Source organism: Holzapfeliella sp. JNUCC 80, from assembly GCF_053667655.1.
In genome coordinates this window covers 179638-199320 of sequence record NZ_CM132205.1, presented here as the reverse complement: position 1 = coordinate 199320, position 19683 = coordinate 179638, and the positions used below count along the sequence as shown (strand labels likewise).

At 34.4% G+C, this 19683-nt stretch carries 16 protein-coding genes and 2 tRNA genes; 7 read left to right on the top strand and 11 right to left on the bottom strand.

What is annotated here, in order from left to right:
• Window positions 1–49: 49 nt before the first annotated feature.
• The 4 genes from JNUCC80_RS00970 to JNUCC80_RS00955 all read right to left on the bottom strand — a co-directional run bounded on the left by JNUCC80_RS00970 (window position 50) and on the right by JNUCC80_RS00955 (window position 2307).
• A complete protein-coding gene (locus JNUCC80_RS00970; RefSeq protein WP_454153044.1) occupies window positions 50–574 on the bottom strand; it encodes a hypothetical protein in 525 nt (174 codons plus the stop codon).
• Between the two features lie 67 nt (window positions 575–641).
• Window positions 642–1994 (bottom strand): glycoside hydrolase family 32 protein, encoded by a 1353-nt coding sequence (locus JNUCC80_RS00965; protein WP_454153043.1) that lies wholly within the window; start codon window positions 1992–1994, stop codon window positions 642–644.
• A gap of 109 nt (window positions 1995–2103) precedes the next feature.
• Window positions 2104–2176: transfer RNA gene (locus JNUCC80_RS00960), tRNA-Thr, on the bottom strand.
• Window positions 2177–2235: 59 nt separating this feature from the next.
• A tRNA-Gly gene (locus JNUCC80_RS00955) sits at window positions 2236–2307 on the bottom strand.
• 125 nt (window positions 2308–2432) lie between these two features.
• Here JNUCC80_RS00955 and JNUCC80_RS00950 point away from each other — a divergent pair.
• The 3 genes from JNUCC80_RS00950 to JNUCC80_RS00940 all read left to right on the top strand — a co-directional run bounded on the left by JNUCC80_RS00950 (window position 2433) and on the right by JNUCC80_RS00940 (window position 5562).
• Window positions 2433–3092, top strand: a complete 660-nt coding sequence (locus JNUCC80_RS00950; RefSeq protein WP_454153042.1) for a metal-dependent transcriptional regulator — start codon at window positions 2433–2435, stop codon at window positions 3090–3092.
• Between the two features lie 120 nt (window positions 3093–3212).
• Window positions 3213–4712 (top strand): phytoene desaturase family protein, encoded by a 1500-nt coding sequence (locus JNUCC80_RS00945; protein WP_454153041.1) that lies wholly within the window; start codon window positions 3213–3215, stop codon window positions 4710–4712.
• Window positions 4705–5562 carry a phytoene/squalene synthase family protein gene (locus JNUCC80_RS00940; protein ID WP_454153040.1) on the top strand — a complete coding sequence of 286 codons (858 nt, stop codon included), beginning with the start codon at window positions 4705–4707 and terminating at the stop codon, window positions 5560–5562. Before JNUCC80_RS00945 ends, JNUCC80_RS00940 begins: the two co-directional genes overlap by 8 nt.
• Before the next feature lie 29 nt (window positions 5563–5591).
• Here the strand turns inward: JNUCC80_RS00940 and JNUCC80_RS00935 are convergent, their stop codons facing one another.
• From JNUCC80_RS00935 to tyrS, 3 genes are all read right to left on the bottom strand, one after another.
• Window positions 5592–6422, bottom strand: coding sequence for a DUF975 family protein (locus tag JNUCC80_RS00935; protein WP_454153039.1), 831 nt, complete (start codon window positions 6420–6422; stop codon window positions 5592–5594).
• A gap of 76 nt (window positions 6423–6498) precedes the next feature.
• Window positions 6499–7332, bottom strand: coding sequence for a DUF975 family protein (locus JNUCC80_RS00930; protein WP_454153038.1), 834 nt, complete (start codon window positions 7330–7332; stop codon window positions 6499–6501).
• Between the two features lie 13 nt (window positions 7333–7345).
• Window positions 7346–8608, bottom strand: a complete 1263-nt coding sequence (gene tyrS / locus JNUCC80_RS00925; RefSeq protein ID WP_454153037.1) for a tyrosine--tRNA ligase — start codon at window positions 8606–8608, stop codon at window positions 7346–7348.
• Window positions 8609–8972: 364 nt separating this feature from the next.
• Here tyrS and JNUCC80_RS00920 point away from each other — a divergent pair, with 364 nt between their 5' ends.
• Window positions 8973–9902: a glycosyltransferase family 2 protein gene (locus tag JNUCC80_RS00920; protein WP_454143430.1), complete on the top strand. Its 930-nt coding sequence runs from the start codon at window positions 8973–8975 to the stop codon at window positions 9900–9902.
• Between the two features lie 13 nt (window positions 9903–9915).
• Here JNUCC80_RS00920 and JNUCC80_RS00915 read toward each other — a convergent pair whose 3' ends face one another.
• The 4 genes from JNUCC80_RS00915 to udk all read right to left on the bottom strand — a co-directional run bounded on the left by JNUCC80_RS00915 (window position 9916) and on the right by udk (window position 13073).
• On the bottom strand, window positions 9916–10557 hold the full coding sequence (locus JNUCC80_RS00915; protein WP_454143432.1) for a glycerol-3-phosphate acyltransferase: 642 nt from the start codon (window positions 10555–10557) through the stop codon (window positions 9916–9918).
• A 54-nt stretch (window positions 10558–10611) separates the two neighbouring features.
• Window positions 10612–11745, bottom strand: a complete 1134-nt coding sequence (locus JNUCC80_RS00910; protein ID WP_454153036.1) for an LCP family glycopolymer transferase — start codon at window positions 11743–11745, stop codon at window positions 10612–10614.
• 75 nt (window positions 11746–11820) lie between these two features.
• Window positions 11821–12429 carry a pyroglutamyl-peptidase I gene (pcp, locus tag JNUCC80_RS00905; RefSeq protein ID WP_454153035.1) on the bottom strand — a complete coding sequence of 203 codons (609 nt, stop codon included), beginning with the start codon at window positions 12427–12429 and terminating at the stop codon, window positions 11821–11823.
• 8 nt (window positions 12430–12437) lie between these two features.
• Complete coding sequence (gene udk / locus JNUCC80_RS00900; protein WP_454143438.1) at window positions 12438–13073, bottom strand: uridine kinase; 636 nt, start codon at window positions 13071–13073, stop codon at window positions 12438–12440.
• Between the two features lie 313 nt (window positions 13074–13386).
• Here udk and JNUCC80_RS00895 point away from each other — a divergent pair, with 313 nt between their 5' ends.
• The 3 genes from JNUCC80_RS00895 to JNUCC80_RS00885 all read left to right on the top strand — a co-directional run bounded on the left by JNUCC80_RS00895 (window position 13387) and on the right by JNUCC80_RS00885 (window position 19683).
• Window positions 13387–14442 carry an AEC family transporter gene (locus JNUCC80_RS00895; RefSeq protein WP_454153034.1) on the top strand — a complete coding sequence of 352 codons (1056 nt, stop codon included), beginning with the start codon at window positions 13387–13389 and terminating at the stop codon, window positions 14440–14442.
• Between the two features lie 17 nt (window positions 14443–14459).
• Window positions 14460–15470: an NAD(P)-dependent oxidoreductase gene (locus JNUCC80_RS00890; protein ID WP_454153033.1), complete on the top strand. Its 1011-nt coding sequence runs from the start codon at window positions 14460–14462 to the stop codon at window positions 15468–15470.
• Between the two features lie 232 nt (window positions 15471–15702).
• Entirely contained in the window at window positions 15703–19683 is a 3981-nt protein-coding gene (locus tag JNUCC80_RS00885; protein ID WP_454153032.1) for a pectate lyase-like adhesive domain-containing protein, read from the top strand.

The following is a 19683-nucleotide window of genomic DNA, read 5'->3' as shown; positions in this document are numbered from 1 at the left end:
CAAAGTTTCATCCTTTACCCTATAAAAAAAAGCTAGAAAAGTCTAGCTTTTATCCAGCTGCGTAGCCAGTATCGATATTTTGGTTTTCGATTGGATCATAATAGTAAAGATGTCCATTAGCACGCATTTGGTATTTTCCAACAACAGGAGCAGTATTTGGATCAGCACCATTGTTTTTCATATTTGCAGATTGGTGATTTTCAAGTACTTGATAAGTTGTAATTTCGTTAGCTCCAGCAGAAGGTTGGTAAATGTAATCGTCAATTGTATAGTTTGATTGTGCAATATGACGGTTCTTCATATCTTGTAAAATTAAGTTATAAATTTGTTTGTCAATTTCTTTTAAACTTGAGCTTGATGCCTGTGTTTGTTTTTCTGATTGACTTGATTGGCTTTCACTACTTGAACTTGAAGAAGTTGAAGATTGTGAACTTTGTTCACTACTTTGTGAGCTTGATGTTTGTTGTGATGATGTTGATACAGAATCAGAGCTTGAGTTGTTACCTGAACAACCTGTTAGCAACAATGCTACTAAAGCTAGGAATCCTGCAACTTTAATATTTCTTTTTAGCATAAAATAGCCTCCTATAAGGTAAATTGTGAGTTAATAGCCTTTAAAATGCAACTGTATTTAGAAAATCCTAAGAATTTGCATAGTAGCCGTAAGCTACCTCAAACTCTCCCTTGGTTAATGTTATTATATCACTTTGTTGGCCAAAGTAGTGCCCTGACATCACATATTCACCATTATTAATAAAGACTTCAATGGTTGAATAATCTAAGTAGATAGCCACTTGATTAATACTTTTAACCTTCAATCTTCTCACTTCATCTTTTGTCGCTTTTGTCCAGCCGGATCTTCTTAAAGTTAAGACACCTGACTCATAAGATAAGTTCAAATGATTAAACAAATCTAATTCAAATTCAGAGTCAGGGTTAAAAGATAATTTCATCGCTTTTGAATTGACTGTTTGTGTTTTTGAGAAAGTGGCTTGCTTTTCAAACTGATTATCAAGCGCTTTTATCGGTGCTTGATAGAGATGTTGACCTTTGAGTGTCAACTCTCTTGGTAAGGTTAAATTATGAACCCAATTGTCTTGAATTGACGGAATTTGTTGTTCTTTTTCAGTTGGCATCATACCCATCCAACCATATTGAATGATTGACCCATCATGACTAAAACTTTGCGGTGCATAATATTCGAATCCATAATCTAATTCTTCAAAATCAGATTGAACTTCAAACTTTGAAGAATCGTAGTTAAACTGACCAACAAAATAACCACTATGATAATTATTTTGGAAACGATAACGTTCATTTGCAATTCCTTGCGGTGAAAAGACTAAAACATCTTGCTCATCAAATGAAATCAAATCTGGACATTCATACATAAAGCCTAAATTTTCATGATTATCTTCAAAAATAGAACCTGTGAACTCCCAATTCAATAAATCATCTGATTGGTAATGAATGATATCACCTTGAGCAGTTTCTTCAAGTTGAGCCCCAATCACCATATGCCATTTTTGGTCTTTTCCTAACCAAACTTTAGGGTCTCTCACATGAAAGATATGATACCCTTTAGGATTTTCAAATAGAGGTCCTTGTTTTTCAAAATTGCGACCATCTTTTGATGTTGCTAGACATTGGTAAGCTTCAAGTTCTTCACCGTTTTCAATGATAACCCCTGTATAAAATAGATAAAGCTGGTTATCGTGTACAACAGCTGAACCTGAAAAAATACCACCACTATCGTAATTATTTTCACCAGGACGTAATGCAACATCTTGTCTTTCAAAATGAACTAAATCTTTAGAAGTCACATGTCCCCAAGCTTTAACTGAATGGTCTGTTTTTTCTTCGTTTAGTTGATAAAAAACATGGTATTCCCCATTAAAATAGCAAAGTCCGTTAGGATCGTTTAATAATCCTTGCTTTGGATAAATATGGTATCTTAGATAATTTTGATGCGTTTCATTCTCAAATAAATTCAAAATGACTGCCTCCGATCGTTTAGTCGTAATCAGTTATTATTTTACCTGAATCCTTTAGATATGCAAAATAAAAAAAGCCGCCTTCAATAATGAAGACGACCTTTAATGAAGCCACTTGCCGGATTTGAACCGGCGACCCCCACCTTACCATGGTGATGCTCTACCTGCTGAGCTAAAGTGGCAAATAACTACAACAAATAATATACACAATCATACCGATGATTGTCAATAGATTTTGTAAAGCGGTCAACGGAGCTCGAATCCGCAACCTTCTGCTTGGGAAGCAGATGCTCTACCATTGAGCTATGGCCGCATAAATATTTCTATTCTCTTTATACGCCTTTTTTGGTACAATTTCAACTTGTAACACCCTTATATTTAGGGTTAATGAATTCGTTTAATTTCTGTTATACTAGGGTCAAAGGATTGGTGAAAAACATGAACTTATCAGCCAACAAAGAAAATTATTTAAAAACAATTTTTGATTTAAGCTACGATAGAAAAAAAATAACAAACAAAAATATTGCAGATGTCTTACAAGTTAGCGCGCCTTCTGTAACAGAAATGATGCGCTCACTTCAAAATGATGGGTTAGTGACACACACACCCTACAACCAAATTGCTTTGACTGAAAGTGGTCAAAAACTAGCAACAAAAATGGTTAGAAGACACCGTATTTGGGAATCGTTTTTGAGTCAAAAACTAGGATATGGTATCGAGGAATTACACGATGCTGCTGATACGCTTGAACATGCGACAGATGACTTGTTAATTTCTCGCCTTAATCAGTTTTTAGGTGAACCTGAACGCTGCCCGCATGGAGGCATCATTCCTGATAATTCACCACTAGCATTTGATGAAGATGAAAAGATTTTGCGTGAAGTCGAAGAAAACACCACAGTTACAATTACAAGAGTTATTGATAATCACGACTTTTTGATGTATTTTGATAGTCTCAATCTTAAGATTGGCGACAAACTAACAATTTTAGGCCATCAGCCATTTGACGGCACCATTAATGTCAGTGATACTCACGGTCGCTTTTTAAACATCAGCCCTAAATCCGCTGACTACATCTTTGTAAAAATTAACGACTAAAATAAAAAACATAATCTCGAAATATGAGATTATGTTTTTTAATAGCTTTTTTTTGGTATTTTGTGAAAAATTATCTATAATAAATACAACGTATTCTGCTTAAATTTTAGGAGGACTTTTATGAAAAAAGTTATTATTGTAGGTAGCGGTATTGGTGGACTATCTGCTGCTATTTATTTACAAAACGCGGGTTATCAAGTAGAAATCTACGAAAAAAACAGTCAAGTTGGCGGTAAAATGGCTCGATTTGAAAAAGATGGCTTCAAATTTGATGTTGGTCCAACCATTGTGATGATGCCACACATTTATCAACAAGTTTTTCATGATACAGGTGTTAACCCTGACGACTACTTTACAATGTCACGTCTTGAGCCTTTTATGGATGTCTTCGTAAATGACCATGACAAAACCTACCTAACGTCTGACTTAACTAAACTTGCATCCCAATATGAGTCTGTATCACCAAGTGAGTTCTCTGGTTTTTTAAGTTATCTCAATGATATTTATAAACGTTATCTAGTTGCTAAAGATCAGTTCATTCAACGATCATTTCGTAAACCAATTGATTTTTGGAATCCCAAAACACTGTATAATGCATTAAAACTTAAGACTTTTGGTTCATCATATGGTTCGTTAAAAAAATATCTTAAAGATGAAGATTTAGTCAAATTAATGGCTTTTCAAACACTGTATATTGGTGTTTCTCCCTACAATGGGCCTTCTATTTATAACATCATCCCAATGATTGAACTAATTTATGGTGTTTGGTTCATTGATGGTGGCATGTATCAATATGCAAGAGCCCTTGAAAAACGATTTACAGAGTTAGGCGGAAAAATTCACCTTAACACTCAAGTAGATCAAGTTACTTTTAATGGCAAAACCGCTTCTGGTATCAAGATTGCGGGCAAACAAATACCTGCTGATGGTGTTATCGTTAACGCTGATTTCCCCTATGCCATGAATCATTTGATTCAAGATTCAACACTAAAAAAACGCAAATATCAACAAGATAAAATTGATAAGTTAGAATATGGGACTTCATGTTTGTTATTATATTTAGGAACAGATAAAAGATATCAAAACCTTAACTTACATAATTTAAAGATGGCTAATGACTTCACAAAAAACATCAAAGAATTAGAGCAGTCTGGTTTGCCTACTGATCCTTCTTATTACTTATACATGCCTTCTAAGTTAGATCGTAGTTTCACACCTGATGATAAAGGCGAATCAATTTATATTTTGGTTCCAGTTCCTAACTTGAAACTTTACGATAATTGGAATGATGAAACTATTGCCACATTTAGAGAACAAATTTTAAATAAAGTTTCTGAATTACCTGGTATGGCAGATTTACAATCCCACATTGTCAGTGAAACAATTTATACACCTGATGATTTCAAAAACAAATTTAATGCTGCTAATGGCGCCACTTTTGGTTTGAAACCAACATTACTACAAAGTAATTATTTCAGACCTCACAATAAATACCCTTACGCTGAACATCTCTATTTTGCTGGTTCTAGTGTTCATCCAGGGGCTGGTGTTCCGATTGTTATTACGAGTGGTCAGTTAGCTGCAAATGAACTTAAGAAAGATATTGAACCTAATGACTAAAGATTTAAATGCGCATTTCAAACAACATCAAAATCTATTTGAAGATTCTATTAAAGTGACTAAAAAGCACTCATCTTCATTTTATTTTGCATTCAAGCCACTAGCTATTGCAAAACGTAATAGTATTTATGCTCTCTACCATTTTTTACGTCTGCTAGATGACAGTGTTGATTATCAAGAATCTGACAACTTTCACCAATTAAAATTGCAATGGCAACAATTCAAAGAAGGTCAATTATCCACAACTCAAGCACCCTGGCCAGCTTTGAAATTAGTTTTCCACAACTTTAACATTGATTACCGCTGGATTGACGACATGATTGTAGGACAAAATAAAGACTTCAATAAAACTCCCATCACAACATCTAAAGATTTAGATGATTATTGCTATAACGTAGCAGGTACTGTGGGTTTAATGCTGATGCCAATTTTAACTGATAATCAACCTTTCAACCATCAAGCTGCTATTGACGTGGGTAAAGCGATGCAACTAACCAATATCTTGCGTGACATTAAAGAAGATGCTTTAGCTGACAAAGTCTACTTACCAAAATCACTACTTGATTACTATCAAGTTGACTTAGCCGATCTCAAAGCAACCACTGCATCAGATGATCTTGTACAACTCATTAAGGAAAAAACAACTGAGGCTTTAAACTACTATCAAAAAGTCGATTTATTGCTTGCTGATATTTCTGATTCAAAAAGCCGTTTAGGATTGAAGTTAGCAGTTGAATTCTACAAAGGTATTTTACTTGAAATCATCAAAAAAGATTATCAAGTACTCAAATCTAGAACTTATGTTTCAGATGCTAAAAAAGTAGCTTTACTTGCGCAACTTAGAAAATAAAAAAACTTACTGCCAAGCAGTAAGTTTTTTTATTTTGATTTAATTTGTTCATAAAACCCAGCATAACTCATTTCGATGTAAACATTTGAGAAAATCAATCCAGAAATCCCCAATGTTAATCTATTAAGTAAACTCCAGAAAATAAATGATGCTTGTAACATTAAATACTCTTTGATATTTTCTTTTTTAGTCATTAAAGCAAAGCTTTGTGTAAAAGCAGAAGAAAAACTTTCACCCTTACCATAACTATCTAGTAAAAGATAAGTGATTTGACTAGTAAAGTTTTGACAGATAATAGCCACCATTAAGACAAACAACGAAAAAACAAGTAACAAGATGCTAACTATAATAACAACAATCGTATTATGATTAGCTGCTAAGAGAATAGGGACAAAAATAAATCCTGCTATTAAAATAAATCCTAGCGTTAATACTGTTCCTAGCACCGTCAGATACAACGCATTTAATATCAACACGAAGATTGCCGGTACCCATCTATTTTTGCCAAAAATATAAAAAGTATCTTTAATTCCTGACTGTTTGTCGCGAGTCGTTTTTCGATAATCAATTAAAAGGACCATCCTAACGCTCATAATTAGCAAGGTGAAAATAGTTGTAAATAATAAGTTACTCATCATATCGCCATCACCTGATTCAGTCGCGCGTATAACAGATTCAGTTGTTAGTGTATTACTCGCAATTTCGTTAATGATTCTTTGGATTAATTGTGCAATTTGACTAACGGTTCCAATTGATTGAAATACAATAAGTAATGATGAAACTAATGTCAAAGCAAAATAATAACCTCTATTTTCTGTGATTATATCTCGTGCTTTTTGCTTGATTTCAATACGATTCATAAGTGTTAATTCCTCCGTTTAATAAATTTGATTATGTCATAATCATCATCTTGATTCAAATAAAAAAGCATCGGGATTACCCGACACTTTCTTTTTCTTTCATGTAATCATAAAACCCAACATAAGTCATTCTGATATAGGCATCTAACCAAGCTAGCCTTAAAATACCAAAGCAACAAAAATCTAAAATATTCCACCCAACAAATGATAAATTAAGCCAAATATAAGGCGTTAAATTCCTGGAAATCATTTTCAAACTTTGCGCTAATGCTAATGCAAAACTTGCTTTATTTTGATTCATTAAATCATAATAGACCAGATAAACCTGACTAATAAACAAATCAAGTATATTTTTGATTACCCAAAAAACAAGCGCACCTACGATTGTTGCCAAAAAGTTAGTGGTTGAATCTAGACTATTAAATAACGCAATGAATAGTGTTGACCACACTGCGATTAATCCGGCAATACCGGCTGTAATCATTTTTGTTATCAAAACCAGAACACTTAAGATTGTGTATGGGAAAAAACGATTATGACTAAACAACGCAAAACTATCTTTTATTCCTGAAGCATCGTCACTCACTTCTTCTTTTCGATACCACTCTAAAAACTTGATATCCATTCCCCGATTAAGCCAATTAACTAATAAGAGCCCAGGTGAAGCTAAAAAAGCAATGCCAAAGAAGTACGCCACAATATTAAATGAATTTATACTATCACTCACGTAATAATAATACATGCTAGCCTGCATAACTTGAGAAAGCATCATTATTAAAAATATTGTCGCAACAAAGCGAGTAATAATAAATCCAATATTACCTAAAGCTGTCAGGCTAATGTAGTAAGGTTGGTGTCTAGACAAAAGCTGCTTTGCCTTTGCTTTAATCATATAATAGTGATTATCCATGAACTATTCTTCCTTATTGAACGTGAACTAATGTGTATTTTTTCTTACCTTTACGTACAATAACAAATTTTCCATCAAAATGCGATGTTGGGTCAACTTCGAAGTCTAATTCTTGTTGACGTTCACCATTGATGTAAATAGCACCATTTTTGACATCTTCACGTGCTTGACGACGAGAAGGCTCGATTTTTGTATCATCTACTAGGAAGTCCAAGATATTACGTTTTTCTTTTGAAATAGTTGCTTCAGGCATATTTTTGAATCCTTGTTCAATTTCTGAAACAGTTAAGTCTTGAATGTTACCAGAAAATAGCGCTTGAGAAATATTTTCAGCTTCTTTAACAGCTTCTTCACTGTGAACGAAAGCAGTTACTTCTTGAGCCAAACGACGTTGTGCTTCACGTTTTTCAGGAGCTGTTTTGATTTTTTCTGCTAATTCATCAATTTCTTCATGGCTTAGGAAAGTAAAGTATTTCAAGTATTTCACAACATCACGGTCATCTTGGTTTAACCAGAATTGGTAGAATTCATAAGGTGTTGTCTTTTCAGGATCTAACCAAACTGCACCACCTGCTGTTTTACCAAACTTAGTGCCATCAGCTTTTAACATCAATGGAATAGTTAAACCATAAGCCTTGGCTTCACTACCTTCAACACGACGAATCAAATCAGTCCCACTCGTAATGTTACCCCATTGATCAGCACCACCAATTTGTAACTGCACATTGTGATTTTGGTAAAGTTTCAAGAAATCAATTGATTGTAGAATTTGGTAAGTAAATTCTGTGTATGAAATCCCAACTTCTAAACGACTCGCAACTACTTCTTTGTTCAACATCGTTTTGACGTTAAATAACTTACCGTAATCTCTTAAAAATCCTAGTAGTGAGATTTCTGATAACCAATCATAGTTATTCACAATTTGGAAGTTTTCAGTTCCAAATAAATCAACCATTTGTTGAGTTAAAGCTTGTTCGTTGTGTTTAACTTGTTCTTGTGTTTGCAATTGACGTTCTGAATTACGACCTGATGGATCACCGATTGAACCTGTTCCTCCACCAATCAAAATAACTGGTTTGTGTCCGGCTTCTTGGAAACGTTTTAAAATCATAAATGGAATTAAGTGTCCGATATGAAGTGAATCACCTGTTGGATCAACCCCACAGTAAACTTTAATTTTCTTTTCTTCGGTTAGTTTTGCAAGACCTTCTTCATCAGTTTGTTGATTAACGGCTCCACGCCATTCTAAATCTTCAATAATATTAAAGTCTGTCATAATTTGAACTTCCTCCTAATTTTTTCAATAAAAAAAGCCCCTAGCTAAATAGCTAGGGACGATAATTGTTAGTTTAATCGTGGTACCACCCAAAATTCAGAGCACGCAAAATGCTCCCTCTTAAGATTGATAACGGAATTCATCCGAAGCTATTAGTCATTAGCGGGTATTTCGACAACCCTTAGCCTGCCCGGTTTCCACCAACCACCGGTTCTCTGTAACGCTGAGCTAAGTTGCTACTTATTGCCATGAATAACTTATATACAGAATAGCCAAGGTTTTAAATTTTGTCAACATTAAAAATTTTCGGTAAGAATTCAATCTAATTTATGATATTATTAAAACTGCAAAAGGAGATATTAAAATGAATGAGAAATTATCACTTATCTTGCCCTGCTATAATGAGCAAGAAAATGTCCCTCTGATTTACGATGCCTTGAGTCAGTTACTTGAAACATTGCCTTATGATTATGAATTACTTTACATTAACGATGGTTCAAGTGATCAGACTCAACAAGAAATAGATAAAGTTTATCAAAAAGATCCTGAACATGTTCATTTTGTTAACTTTTCTCGTAACTTTGGTAAAGAAGCTGCTATCTATGCTGGTCTTCAAAGCGCTACTGGCGACTATGTTGGATTGATGGATGTTGACTTCCAAGATCCACCAGAAATGATTCCTACAATGATGAAGGCTATCAAAGAAGAAGGCTATGACATGGTTGGTGCACGTCGAACATCACGTGACGGGGAGCCAAAAATTCGTAGTTTCTTCGCAAGACTATTCTACAAAATTATTAACAAGATTTCTGAAACTGAAATTGTTGATGGCGCACGTGACTTTAGAATTATGACAAGGCAAATGGTCGATGCACTGCTTGAATTAAGCGAATATAATCGCTTTTCAAAAGGCATGTTTAGTTGGGTTGGATTCAAAACAAAGTATCTTCCCTACAAAAACAGAGATCGTATGGCTGGCACAACTAGTTGGTCATTTAGACAACTTCTAAAATACTCAATGGATGGCATTATTTCATTTTCTGAGTTTCCACTGACACTATTAAGTTGGATTGGTGGCTTATCATTTATTGCATCAAGTATCGCACTACTCGTTATTATTTTCCGCGCAGTATTCTTTGGCAATCCAACACCCGGATGGCCTTCAATGATTGTGGTGCTTTTATTAATCGGCAGTATTTTGACGTTGTCGTTAGGAATTATTGGTAAATACGTCGGTAAAATCTTTTTAGAGGTTAAGAATCGACCAATTTACATCATAAAAGAAAAAAAATAAGCGTAGGATACGCTTATTTTTTTTGATATTTTTGTTTAACTGATTTTAAAACGTCAACCTCTTTAGCACGACCATGAATAATATCTTGAATATCTGACCAAAAGCGATTGTACATCAAGGCTGATAAAATTGCCATTAAGATAAAAGCTTCGAAGTTATGGTTCACAATAAAAGAGACAATTGTAATTCCTGTGATCGCAAACAATGGCGGGATTGTCAAATTCTTTGTGATAATCATAATAACCAAAGCCACTAACAGTACTGGAATGGCAACTTGCCAATTATACAAAATCGCGACAATTCCCGTTACAGCAACTCCTTTTCCACCTTTAAAGTTTTGCCAAAATGGGAAGTTATGGGCAACAACTAATCCAATACCAGCGTATAAAGTTGTTAACGGTTGCGGGATTTCTGGGAAAAGATACCATGATAAAACAATCGCAATCACTGTTTTTAAAACATCCCCAAGTGAAACTAGAAATCCCGCTTGTTTTCCAAGAACAGCACCTACATTAGCAGTCCCTGCATTTTTGGAACCAAATTCAGTTGGTTTTTTATCAGTATACAGCTTTGAAACAAAAAATGCTGTAACAAAATTTCCAAATACAAATCCAATAAATAAAATTGTTAACTTTAAATCCATGTGACTAAACATTTTAATCCCCTTAATAATTTTCATTCTTAAAACAAAAAAGCAGGAAAAAACCTGCTAATTTGACCCATTCCAAAGTAAATTGTCGTTATTTTTAGAATAGAGGTAGTAAGTTTGATCAGTTGTATAATCCTCAAATGAGAAAGTTGTGTTTAACTGATTTTGTCGTGTTTCATTATTTTCGATTTTTTCGGTTGGTAGACTCAATTCTTTTCTCAACTTATCAGAAACACGTTGTAACTCGCTTGTAGCCATTACTTGATAAGATGCACCACCAATGTAAGCATTCATACCGTGTAAATAATCAGATTCGATTTGGCTAGCCGATGAACGATAATGCATAAAAATTGAGACCATATCGTCAAAGGTAACATTCGTTCGAATATTTTGGGAAACAGAATTCAAAATTGATTGAAAGTTTTGGAGTGAATTAAACGAAATCGCATTCTTCAAAATTGCCTCAATCACTTGTCTTTGGCGTTTTTGTCTACCATAATCCCCTTCAGGATCTTCATACCTCATTCTCGAGTAGTCAAGTGCACCATGACCGGTTAGATGCATTTTACCTTTTTTAAAGTTCGTCCAACCATAACTAAAGTCAAATGGAACATCAACATCAACACCGCCGACGGCATCAATCACTTGCTCAAGTCCACCCATATTGATAGTCATATAATAATTAAGCGGAATATTCAACAATTCTGAAGCACTTGAAAGCGCCATATCTGCACCACCTATGTTATAAGCGGCGTTAATTTTTTGAATGTTAAAATTCTTACTTGAAACCATTTCTGCCATCGTATCACGTGGAATGCTGGTTAAGGTTGTTTTTTGTGTTTTGGGGTTAACAGTTGCTACCATAATTGTATCACTATTCCCGTTCAACTCTTCACGACCTTCAGCCCCAGTATCCGTTCCCAATAATAGTATAGAGAAAGACTTTTCACCATTAAACGCATCTGTTGTTCTGGGATTTTCAATATCTTTACTAGTTGGTTGATAAGATTGATTAATCGCTGATTTTGACTGTGCATATAAATACCACACGTACATCCCTGAAGACACAATCGCCAACGCAAAAAGCGCCAAAATAAAGCGACGAATTCGTTTATTTCGGCGCTTTTTTTGATTCATTTTGCGTAAATGATTCGTTTGTGAACGTGTTAAAAATTCATTATTACGGTCATTCATAGGGGAAAGAACCTCAAATCTTTTTGAAAATAATATAACATAGTAACAAAATAAGTAAACTGATATCGACTTATTTTAACTTTTTATTATAGTCTTAATAGCTGATTCAATCGCTTTTGTCATCAAATCAAGCGATAATGAGGGTAGATTTTGGCCGCTTTGAACAACTTGTTCGGGTAAGTAAGGCAAATGTATAAAGCCAGACTGAACGATTTTTTCTTGATTCTTTGCCCAATAAAGACCCTCATACATCACATGATTGCAGACATATGTTCCTGCAGTGTTCGAAATGCTTGCAGGAATATTAATTGATTGAATAGCATCAACAATAGCATTAATTGGTAGTGTGGCAAAATAACCATCATCACCATCTGCTCGAATCAATTCTTGATTTGGCGTTTGATCATCGTTATCGGGTAGACGTGCATCATCAATATTAATGGCAACCCGTTCGACCGTAACTTGCGAACGACCACCTGCTTCTCCCATTGAAATGACAACATCTGGTTGAAATTGATTTAAAAAAGTCATTAACTCATCAGTGGCCTTTTTAAATACTGTTGGCAATAATAGCTTTTCGATTTTACTATTTTCGATTTGAGAAGGTAGTTTTTTTAAAACTTCAGCTGATGCATTAATCGTATTTTTACCGAACGGTTCAAAAGCTGTCACCAAAATTTTCATAATTTATCCTATAACTTTCCTTCGCGAGATAAAATACTGCGAACTTTCGTTTTGATTAAATCAATCGCTACAAAGTTTTCGCCACCTTCTGGCACGATTAAATCTGAATAGCGTTTTGTAGGTTCAATAAACTGGTGGTACATTGGCTTCACTGCAGAAAGATACTGATCAATCACTGAGTCAAGTGTACGACCACGTTCTTGCATGTCACGTTTGATTCGACGAATAATACGGATATCATCATCTGTATCAACATAAATCTTGATATCCATCAAATCACGTAATCTTGGGTCATCTAGAATCAAAATACCTTCCAATATAATAACTTCTTTTGGTTCTTGAAGAATGGTTTCATCACTTCTTGTATGAGAAACGTAATCATAAACAGGCTTTTCGACTGACTCATAGTTCATTAGTCGTTTTAAGTGATCGATTAATAAGTCTGTGTCAAAAGCTAATGGATGATCATAATTAATATTCATACGCTCTTCAAAAGGCATGTGGCCTTGATCTTTATAATAAGAATCTTGTTCTAACATTGTAATCGCATGATCTGAAAAACTATCATAAATCGCACGACTAACGCTTGTTTTACCGCTACCTGATCCACCGGTAACACCAATAAGTATGGGTTTTTTCTTCATTTCGACAACCTTCTCAATTAAATTTCGTTTTAAACGCTTGTTACCAACAAACTGACAACAAGCGTACATTAAAAACCATTTTTATAATTATAACATAAAATTTTTGAGAGTTTAATTTGAAAAGTGGTAGGAACCACTTTTTTAAATGGACCGCTAAAATGCAGACCAAAAATGTGATTTAACTTAAAAAACAGACCAAAAACGCACTTTTTTAACTGTTTTAGCAAATAATTAACGACAATTGAAGTTTGAGGTTGCTATAATACCGCTTGTCATTGACGACTACAAAAATTTATTGGAGGCTATTTTCACAATGTGGAAATCTTTATCTGAAACGTTAACTAACATGAATGTTATTAGCGCGGTTTCATCAACTATCTTTATTATTATGCTTGGATTTTTCTTGCGCCGAAAGAATATTCTGACAGATCAAGTCGGTAAAACATTATCAAAAGTTGTTTTGACTGTTGCTTTACCGGCATTAGCTTTTAACTCTTTTATGCAAAATATCGATGGCAAAACACTTAGCCAAGGTATGAACGTCTTAATTTGGGGAATTGTAATCTACATATTATTAATTCTTGCATCCCCATTGCTTTACAAAAAACTTCCTAAAGACAAAGAAGAAGTTTTAGCTGTTTTGACCACTTTTGGTTCAACAACTTTCTTCGGTATTCCAATTGTTGGAGCCGTTTGGGGTGCTAAAGGTGTCATGTATAGTTCAATTTTCAATATTGGTTACCGCATTTTCCTTTATTCATATGCCTACATCAAATTATCAGGCTTAAAACTAGAAATAAAAAATATTAAACAAATGTTTTTAAATCCAGTTGTTATTGCGACATTCCTTGGATTGTTTCTATGGCTAGCTCAAGATTTAGTCCCTCACGTTTCTGTTTTACAAAGTTCAACTAAGCAAACTGTAGATGTTGCTTTTTATCGAATTGATTTAACTGCTCCTTGGATTTACAAACCGCTAACTTACTTAGCAAACTTGGCTTCACCACTAGCATGGCTTGCAATTGGGATTACCTTAGGTTCAATTCCATTCAAAAAAGCTGCCAGTGATAAGTTATCTTGGTACTACTCATTCAACAAAGTTGTTTTAGTTCCCCTATTTAACTTAGCTTTACTAGCATTGCTAACACTTACCCACATCTTACCTGTGGATAACGTGGCACTTGCAACAGTGATTGTGATGATGGCAACACCAACTGCTACAGTTGCTGCAGCTTATGCCATTGGTTTTGACCGTGATGCTTTGCTAACATCAAATGCTTCACTTATTTCAACTTTTAGTGCCGTTATTGCAATTCCAATTTGGATTGTAATTTTAAACTTAATTGCCCAAACCCCTATTTTTAACTAGAAAGCAGGATTTTTGAGATGACTTTTAGAATTGGTTGTTATGGTGTTCATTCTTATGAAGCCCCTTACTTTGAAAATTTAAATAAATATCATTACGATTTAAAATTATTACCGGAGTTTTTAACTCACGATAATATTGATTTAATTGAAGATTGCGATGCGGTGTTACTTCGTGGAAATTGCATTGCTGATCGCCAAAACTTAGCAAAGATGGCAGAATACGGCATCAAATTGGTATTCACAAGAACAGTTGGATTTGATCATATTGACTTAGATGCTGCTGCAGAATTTGGCATGAAAGTTACACGTGTTCCAGGATACTCACCTCGCTCTGTTGCTGAACTTGCCTTTACACAAGCTATGATGCTGTTCCGTCATACAGCTTTAGCAACAAATCGTACATCTCAAAAACAGTTTAAAGTAACACCTGATTTCTTTAGTCCAGAAATTCATGAAAGTACAGTTGGAATTATTGGAATGGGTAATATCGGTTATGCTGAAGCTAAAATGTGGAAAGCACTGGGCGCACGTGTATTAGCTTACGACTTGAGTGTGAAAGAATTCTCACTTGATACGGTTGAAAAATTCGTTAGTCTTGATGAACTTGCACAAGAATGTGATATTATCTCAATTCATGCTCCTTATGTTCGTGGTAAAAACGAAAAAATGTTCAGTCGTGAAATTATTAACCAAATGAAGCCAACTGGTATTTTGGTTAATACTGCTCGTGGTGAATTAGTCGATCATGATGCTGTTATTGACGCTTTAAAAGAAAATCGCTTAGGTGGATTTGCGGCAGATGTCTTGGTTGATGAAAGCCAAGTATTCGGTCACAACTTCGACCCTTCTGAGAAATTGCATAATGAAACGATTACTGAATTAACTAATTTATATCCTAAAGCCATTATCACCCCTCACATGGGTTCTTTAACAAAGCCTGCGCTTGAAGGTATGATTACAACAAGTTATGAAAACTTCCACCTTGCTTTAACTGAAGACAGTTATCCTAATGAAGTGATTAAAAAATAAAAAAGAAGCCTTTTTCAAGGCTTCTTTTTTTTGCCATATTTTTTTAATTATTTAAATAATACTTAACAAGCGCAAGTTTTTGAACCAATTTTTTAAATAATAAAGTAAAATAATAAAGCAAACATATTACTTGTAATATCCTTTTGAGTAATTCGAGTAGTTAATGTTTGTGTAGACTTGCAACATAGGAATAGAATTAAAGTGAAAATAATAAAAAAAGGGGGGTGATGCGATGAAAGAAAAATATGTAATGCCTCTATTGTTCGTTACTGTTGCTTTAATTTTGAATTTTTGCTTCTACAGATCACAACCAAAAGCAGAAGAAACAATTCAATACGAAAGCAGTACTAGCGAACAACAAGAAAGCACAAGCTATTCCCAAACAAGCTTACCAGTTGAAAATTTAGCTACAAACCCCATTCCAACTGCAGAGCTTATTCCAAATTTAACCTTAGTTGGGAGTTGGGAAGAACTAAAAAATGCTTTGGATGATGAATCTGTTTCATACATTAGATTCAAAAACGACATTTCAGATGTTCCCAACTCTCAAACAGTTACACTAGGTCGTACAAATAATTCTAAGCTACGTGACTTGGTAATTGATGGTAATGGTCACAGAATTAATATGAAAAATAGTTATTTTACTTTTAACAGTGAAACGCTACCCAAAACAGCAACTTATACCATTACAACGATTAACTTAGATATTTTTCAAGGAGCATTTTACGGTATGTTAAGTGCGGCTAGAATTAATACTGCTAATAACAACAATAATGCTGGAAAGTTAACTTTTGTCTACAAAGATGTTAACTATACAGGTGCTCAAATGATTTCTTCGTATCACAGTGATATTGAATTTCGAGGACATATCAAAATTGAGCTGACACCAAAGTATCTTTATGATGGCGAACTATACAACGCTAGCGATCAAGAAGCACTTGAGTCTGCTAACGTCACAATCGCTGACGGTACTGTATTAGAAGCCTCAAACAATAATTATAATCTTTTCAAATTAAATGATCGTGGTAAATTAACTATAGGTAATAATACATCGGTTAAACTGTATTCTTCGGCTTCTTTATATCCTTTAATTACTACTGAAAGTTTAAAAATTGAATCAAATAGTTATGTAGTAATGACTCAAAAGTCAAACAATCAAACAATTATTGACATGTCCGCCTCAGCGCAATCACACCTCAATATTGGTGCATCATCAAAGTTAATTGTTAATGTCGAAGGAAATATAGGAAATAATGCCTGGGTCCAAACCTATCCCGTTATTAATATGGGTACCAAGGCAAATTCCACCATATCTGTTTCTGATTCATCGAACTTCGATATTCACATTAATGGTCGTCTTTTAAGACAAGCATGTATTGTTAACATGAAAGGAGCTGGCTCTCAATTTTTAATTGATAAAAATGCTACTTTCACTGTTGATGAAAAAGATACATCTACTAATAGTTCTCCTAGTGCAAATTTATTCGACTTTGGTACAAACACCTACTTTGGCATATCTGAAAACGGAAAATTTTCTGTTAATCTTCCGGATATTTTGTCATCTTCAAATGGTCTTAACTTTGGGAGTAACAGTTCACTTGATATCAAAAAAGGGGCTACCTTTGATTTCAAAGCTGCTTTAACAGGAGCTGGTAGTTATCTATTAAACTTTAACTCTGGGGGACAAATTCAAGTTGATTCTAGTGAATTATTTAATTTAGAGATACTAACACTTAAATCTGATACAAGTAGTGCCTATCTAGTTAGACTTCCTACAACTAACAGGGGAATTCTATTTAAAAACCAAGACATTTTGGCTGTACAAAATAAAAAAGGCGCTAGTTACGCTTCACAGGAATTCGGCGAGTTAAACTGGTTTAATATTAAAAAACTTTACATTCCTACATCCTCACCTGCTTCTACGGGTTTGAGTGGTGTTACAGATAATTCAACCTCACATGCAAACACGCAAGTAGAAGCAAACAATGACAGAGTGACTTCTTCGTTGTTATGTAATTTCTTTTTATCCAATTATCAAAAACTGACTTTAACTTCTCCTTCAGATATTGAAGAAAACACAATCGATGTTTCAACTTGGAGTAGTCTTGATGCTGCGATTAGGAATCAATCTATAACTAAAATTAATATTCGTAATGATATTGTTAATGATGAAACTACTTCAAATACAAATAGAGTAATCCCCAAAAAAGGAATGCTCATTAATGGTAATGGACATAAAGTTGATTTTAGAGGTATTAGCTTTTATAACAATGATGTCATCGCCCCTAACGTAACAATGGGGCTTGAAATTATCGGGTTACACATGTATGGACAAAACTTCTATGGCCCATTCAAGTACAGTGGTAGTACTTCTACACGAGATACACCCAGAAGACAATTCGGCTATGGCTATCTAAAATATGAAAATGTGACATATGAAGGTGCGCAACTTACAGCTTCTTATACTTATGATATTGTTTTTGCTGGTAAAGTAACGAATAAGTCCATGTCCGATCAGTACACCTCTCCCTTCGATAACCAGAGTTATAAAACACAAGGAATTCCTCAGGTTAACATTGAAGCAACGAATGTTATCTTTGAAGAGAACGCCATCTACAATGGATCTGCAGAAGATGCTGGCGTTTTTAGACTGGCCTCTGGGGGAGGAATAACACTTGGGAAAAATAGCAATGTCACCTTAACTTCATTAGACAATACTGGAAATAGTGGTGAATATGACGGTTTTGTTTTGTCTCTAAGTGGTGGTGTGTTCTGTAATCAAAACTCAAAACTAACTATAAATACTAGATCTAAGACGCCACAATCAGCTATCGATATTAGTGCATCTTCTGGTTCAGTTGTTCTAGATAAATATGCAACACTAAACATCAACTTAGACGATCGTTTTAATAACAACGTTTCTAACGCTGCTAAGTCAAAGTCAATTATAGATGTTGCAGCGATGCTTAAAATTTCTGAATATGCAACTTTAAATATTAGAGGAAACATTGAGCGATCGGGATTAGGATCAACTTCATCAAACTCTAATGGGTTAATCGATTTGAAACAAAATGGTCACCTTCAAGTTGATCAGTATGGCTCATTACTCGTTAGCTTAACAGGAAATGTTCAAAATACTTCAGTTATTAAATCAACTAGCGCCAATTCAAAAGTAAACTTTAGTAGCGCTAAATTAATTGATATTGATATTAGTCAGCTACCAGATTCAGATAGTAAGGGTAAGTCACTTAATAATAAAATTTTTCAAACTATATCTTTTGAAACCAGTTATCAAAAAGTCAGTGCATGGAACATCGGTAAATTAGGCGATGCTAGCTTTATTTGGGACCCTGTTTACTCACTTAAAGCATCTCACAATAACTATAATTCAAGGAATGTAACCTCTGGTAGTAATAAACAAACAATTGTTAATAGTTTGAATTCAAACTTTAAAGTTGAAAATTTTAACCATATTAGATTTGAAGGCTATCCAGACTTATCTATCTCTTTGAATCCACTTTCGAATGATCAAACTTTAACAAACAGTTACACACTCGAAGGGAAAACAGAACCAAATGCTCTCGTCTTTTTCTCAGGTGACAAAGCAATACCAACAGCTACACTAACCTCATATGATGTTACCGATAAATCTAAAAAGTATCATATTAAATCTGATGCTAATGGGAAATTTTCATACAAACTTCCACAGGGTAAGTACTTTACTGTTAGAAATACTATCACTGCGACAGCATTTTCTAATACTAGTGGAAAAACAGCTACAGCTACACAAAAGGTGGTCACTAGCGGTGAACTCCCAAAAGATTCGGACTATATCAAGCTAGTTTCAGCATCCGATATTGATTTTGGTCACATCGAAATTGACGGTAAAAACAGACTACTTAAAACTACAACTAACCAAGTAATCAATATAGAAGGATTACAAGAGCTATCAGATTCTTGGAAATTAAATTTGACAATCTCACCATTCACAACTACAGATGGTGACGTATTACCTAGTAACTACAGCTTTGGCGAACTACCAATTGAACCAAATAGTCAGGTTACTGTCTTTGAACACCCTGACATTTCTGTTCAACACTATAGCGTTGAATTCACTCCCGATAACGGTCTTAAATTAGACGTCAACTTGAGTCAAGCACTAGCTAAAAAATATAGTAGTACAGCTAAATGGTCTGTTGTTATAGGTCCATAA

Coding starts and splice junctions, on each gene's coding strand:
- JNUCC80_RS00885 (WP_454153032.1), top strand. CDS start 15,703: ATGAAAGAAAAATATGTAATGCCTCTATTGTTCGTTACTGTTGCTTTA.
- JNUCC80_RS00915 (WP_454143432.1), bottom strand. CDS start 10,557: ATGTTTAGTCACATGGATTTAAAGTTAACAATTTTATTTATTGGATTT.
- JNUCC80_RS00940 (WP_454153040.1), top strand. CDS start 4,705: ATGACTAAAGATTTAAATGCGCATTTCAAACAACATCAAAATCTATTT.
- JNUCC80_RS00910 (WP_454153036.1), bottom strand. CDS start 11,745: ATGAATGACCGTAATAATGAATTTTTAACACGTTCACAAACGAATCAT.
- JNUCC80_RS00895 (WP_454153034.1), top strand. CDS start 13,387: ATGTGGAAATCTTTATCTGAAACGTTAACTAACATGAATGTTATTAGC.
- JNUCC80_RS00890 (WP_454153033.1), top strand. CDS start 14,460: ATGACTTTTAGAATTGGTTGTTATGGTGTTCATTCTTATGAAGCCCCT.
- JNUCC80_RS00930 (WP_454153038.1), bottom strand. CDS start 7,332: ATGGATAATCACTATTATATGATTAAAGCAAAGGCAAAGCAGCTTTTG.
- pcp (WP_454153035.1), bottom strand. CDS start 12,429: ATGAAAATTTTGGTGACAGCTTTTGAACCGTTCGGTAAAAATACGATT.
- udk (WP_454143438.1), bottom strand. CDS start 13,073: ATGAAGAAAAAACCCATACTTATTGGTGTTACCGGTGGATCAGGTAGC.
- tyrS (WP_454153037.1), bottom strand. CDS start 8,608: ATGACAGACTTTAATATTATTGAAGATTTAGAATGGCGTGGAGCCGTT.
- JNUCC80_RS00920 (WP_454143430.1), top strand. CDS start 8,973: ATGAATGAGAAATTATCACTTATCTTGCCCTGCTATAATGAGCAAGAA.
- JNUCC80_RS00935 (WP_454153039.1), bottom strand. CDS start 6,422: ATGAATCGTATTGAAATCAAGCAAAAAGCACGAGATATAATCACAGAA.
- JNUCC80_RS00950 (WP_454153042.1), top strand. CDS start 2,433: ATGAACTTATCAGCCAACAAAGAAAATTATTTAAAAACAATTTTTGAT.
- JNUCC80_RS00970 (WP_454153044.1), bottom strand. CDS start 574: ATGCTAAAAAGAAATATTAAAGTTGCAGGATTCCTAGCTTTAGTAGCA.
- JNUCC80_RS00945 (WP_454153041.1), top strand. CDS start 3,213: ATGAAAAAAGTTATTATTGTAGGTAGCGGTATTGGTGGACTATCTGCT.